The sequence below is a fragment of the Paramagnetospirillum marisnigri genome (assembly GCF_001650715.1).
Taxonomy (GTDB): Bacteria; Pseudomonadota; Alphaproteobacteria; order Rhodospirillales; family Magnetospirillaceae; genus Phaeospirillum; species Phaeospirillum marisnigri.
In genome coordinates, this window is the sequence record NZ_LWQT01000103.1 from 1 (window position 1) to 3,542 (window position 3,542).

At 60.4% G+C, this 3,542-nt stretch carries 4 protein-coding genes; all 4 read left to right on the forward strand.

Translation table 11 applies throughout. The features are described from left to right. Positions 1-76: 76 nt before the first annotated feature. The 4 genes from A6A04_RS18400 (at position 77) to A6A04_RS18415 (ending at position 2,759) form a co-directional block, all read left to right on the forward strand. Positions 77-292, forward strand: coding sequence for a hypothetical protein (locus A6A04_RS18400; protein ID WP_068495492.1), 216 nt, complete (start codon positions 77-79; stop codon positions 290-292). A 145-nt stretch (positions 293-437) separates the two neighbouring features. Then, complete coding sequence (locus A6A04_RS18405) at positions 438-1,889, forward strand: DUF6531 domain-containing protein (protein ID WP_068495493.1); 1,452 nt, start codon at positions 438-440, stop codon at positions 1,887-1,889. Next, the gene (locus A6A04_RS18410) at positions 1,889-2,392 is read left to right on the forward strand and encodes a hypothetical protein (protein WP_156612685.1); all 504 of its coding nucleotides are present in this window, start codon (positions 1,889-1,891) and stop codon (positions 2,390-2,392) included. The genes A6A04_RS18405 and A6A04_RS18410 overlap by 1 nt, the downstream gene beginning before the upstream one ends. Positions 2,393-2,432: 40 nt before the next feature. Further along, entirely contained in the window at positions 2,433-2,759 is a 327-nt protein-coding gene (locus A6A04_RS18415; RefSeq protein ID WP_068495495.1) for a hypothetical protein, read from the forward strand. Positions 2,760-3,542: the final 783 nt, after the last annotated feature.

Consider the following 3,542-nt stretch of genomic DNA (forward strand, 5'->3'; position numbering starts at 1 on the left):
CTCCGTCGCCCCTGGCCAGGCAACATCAACCATGCTTCACTAACATTCGATCTGGAGCCGCCATTGGGGGCCGGTCATGGGCAATCATGGCTTCATGTCGGCGCCCGTGGCATTGTCCGAACTGCAGGCCGTCGGCGTGACATCCGCCGAAATCGCCACAGCCCTGCGCGAAGGTCACATTTCACCGGTGTCGCGGCACGTCTATGTCGAGCGTGATCGCGATGATCTGCTGGCGGCCTACGCGGCCATGATGGGCCGTGCAAGTTCGGGAGTGATGAAATACTTGACCTGAAGGCACGCCGGGCCTCCCACATCAATAAATTAGAGGGAAATGCGGGATAGTGAAAAAATGGCGCCATATTGGCGTCACAAACCATAAGCATGATCTGCCGGACTAGGAAACCGGAACCGGTTGCCTCCGACTCAAGGAGTCCATCATGAAACTTCGCCTGCTTGCTGGTGTCGCTCTGATTGCGCTGTCGGTCATGGCCCCGCCCGTCTTGGCCGAGGTATCGGTCCACGATGGCACCTTGCGGATTGCCGAAACGGATATCGGCTATTCCGGCGGTCTCGAGCCGAGCCTTGAGCGCTTCTATCGATCGGATTCACGCCGCTCCGGTCTGTTCGGTCGGGGTTGGGGCAGCCGCTACGAAACCCGCGTAGAGATGCAGGCCGACGGCACACTGGCGGTGATCGAGAATGGCTGCGGCGCCACCGTGACCTTCCATTCCGTTCATGGTCACCCCGACCGGTGGGAGGCGAAGAGTTGCGGTCTTCAACAGATATCCCAAACCCCCAGCGGCTTCGAGCGCCACATGGCCGACGGCAAGACCGAGACCTTTGCCAAGGATGGACGGTTGCAGCGCATCACCGACAGCAACGGCAACTGGATCACGGTTCGCCATGAGCAAGAGCGCATCGTCTCGATCGAGGACAATTTCGGTCGCGTCATGACCCTTGCCTATGGCCCCGACGGGCATCTTGAGCGAATCACGGGAGAAGGGGGGTGCGAGGCGCGCTATCGCTTCGATGCCGAGGGCCGGCTGATCGCTGCGACTGATCCCGATGGCGGCGAACATCGCTACGCCTATGGCGAGGACGGCCTGCTGATCACCGGGGTTTCCCCGAAGGACGGCAAGGTCACGGCAACCTACAAGTCAGGTCGCCTGACTAGCTTCGGCGAGAATGGCTCCATTCGTCGCTTCGACCGCCATGAGGGTGGTGGCTGGACGGAAATCCTGGAGACCACGGAGGATTCCGAGGGCCAGCGCCTTTCAACCACCCGCCGCATCCAGTTGTTCAGCACCGACCAGCATGGCCATCTCCGCATGTGGCGCCAGATGTCGGATCGGGATGGCCGTTTGACCGACATCGAATACAATGAGACAGGTCAGGTGGCGATCATTCGTGATGGCAACGGGCATAGCAGCGGCTTCCGCTATGATGCCATGGGGCGTCTGCTCCACAAGGAAACGCCGGATGAGACCGTCGATATGGCTTATGACCCCAGGACGGGGAAGGTGTCGCGTGTCGAGCGGGTGGCGAAAGGCGCCCGATCCTGGTCACGCTTCGCATACGATGCGCGTGGCAACCTGACCGCCGCCGCCAACAGCCAGGGCCGCAAGGTATCCCTCGACCATGACCCGCAGGGGCGCATCTCCAAGATCACCGAACGGGGCAAGCACCTCGCCTTCACCTACAATCGGGAGTCCCGGCCGACCAGCGTCACCTTGCGGGACGGGGGGAGCATCCAGGTGGAGTATGACGGCAAAGGCGAAATCGCCAGCGTCAAGAGTAATGGTGGAGCCGCCACGGCGCTCAAGGTGACGCAGGCATTCCAGAACCTGCTCGAACTGGTTAAACCCGCCAATGTGAAGGTCGGCCTGTGATGAACGCTTCTCGTCCCGTGACGTTCAGGGCAAGTCTCATCGGTGCCGCATTGCTGGCATTCATGCCGCCGCTCGCCGTCCAAGCCGGGGAGACGCAGTTGTGGATCGTCTTGCCCGCGGCGGCCGGGGCCTTGTCCGACTGCCCCGAACGTGCCGCCATGGCGGTGCACGCCAAGTCCGCCGACGCGCATTTATTGATCTCCGAGGCCCTGGTACGCTGGCAGGGAGGTCAGATTCGACTTGCCGGTGGGGGCCGGGATCTGGAGAAGAACAGGGATCTCTGGGACAAGTGCTTCGCCCTGGCCGTTGACGGTCGGGTCATTGTCTCCGGCGCCACCCTGGTTCCCCATTCCGCGCGGCTGCTCCGATTTCCAGTGTTGCAGGTGCTGTCGTGGCGAGGTCGCGAGGAACCTCTTGAATTCGAGCTGGTTCCGGCCTTTCCCGCCGGCAAGGCAACGATTTCCGATCAGGAATGGCTGGGCCGTCTTGCGAAGTTGCGCTGAATGATACCCTCTTGCCCATGCGCAGCTTCGAGGAGGTGTTGTGACATATCTGGATGCGCTGACCTGGACCTATGCCCTGGAGACGCCGGTCGTGTTGGCCGCCGGATGGTTCTGGCGCCGAGGCACGGCGCGGAGCCTCATGGCGGCGGCGCTTGCCTCGGGGTTGACGCACCCGCTGGCGTGGCAGGTTGCCATGAGCATGTCGCCGGAAGCCTATGTTTGGGGCTGGTATGCCATTGAAGCGGTCGTGTGCTGTGTCGAAACCTTTGTCATCCGCTCCTGTATGCGTTTGCCGATGGGGCGAGCCGCCGCTGTGTCCTTTCTTGCCAATGGGGTTTCGGCGCTCGCCGGGAGATTCTTGCTCTGAACATTGTCGGATTTGAAGATGGGGGAACTAAATGAGAAAAGCCCTGATGGTGGCCTGCCTCCTGCCGTCGCTCGCCTGGGCAGATACCCTGCCCAACAGCGTTTATCAAGCACGGGAACGGATGGAACAAGATCCCGGGCACTATGATCGGGCGGATCAATTCTGCGACGAGAAGAAAGTCGGATCCTCATGCGTTATTCCAGGCAACCCGTTTGAAGGCGGAGGGAATGGAACATGCCGCACGTTTCCAAGCAGAAACAGCGGGGCCATAGAATCCCGATGCACCCTGAATTCCATGCCGGAAGTGCTTGATTCTCTCCCAGACGGCGGCTATCGGGCCCCGGAATCTATGTGCGAAAATGGAGGCTTAAAGGAGCCTTTCGCAGACGCATTCAGAAACAAAAACCTTTCCTGCCACGCCACCCCCGTGGTCAGCGACAAATACTGTAGCGGGAAAGATGTTGGATCTCCCTGCTATGCCGAGGTAAGATCTGGATCGACAGAGTCAAAATACCCAGGGCTGTGCGCCGAGAGCGAAGATTCACAGCGTCTTTATTATCATGGCTACGTGCTCGTCACGAGAACAGTCCTGACCTGCCGCCCCGGGAAACCTGTAATTGTCGATATTCGGGAATCCTCTCCGCCAGGTTGGCTGAGGCGGTTACTGGATTAGTTGTATCGTCCGGCTCAGAACGTGGGCACCTCCGGAAACCTCTTCATTCTGACGGTTTGAGAGTTGTTCCGGGCGTGAATTGCGGTTGATCGGCGTTTCCGGGTCTGTTT

What these genes read in the sequence shown, in the direction of transcription:
- A6A04_RS18400 (WP_068495492.1), top strand. Translation starts at nt 77, where the DNA reads ATGGGCAATCATGGCTTCATGTCGGCGCCCGTGGCATTGTCCGAACTG.
- A6A04_RS18405 (WP_068495493.1), top strand. Translation starts at nt 438, where the DNA reads ATGAAACTTCGCCTGCTTGCTGGTGTCGCTCTGATTGCGCTGTCGGTC.
- A6A04_RS18410 (WP_156612685.1), top strand. Translation starts at nt 1,889, where the DNA reads ATGAACGCTTCTCGTCCCGTGACGTTCAGGGCAAGTCTCATCGGTGCC.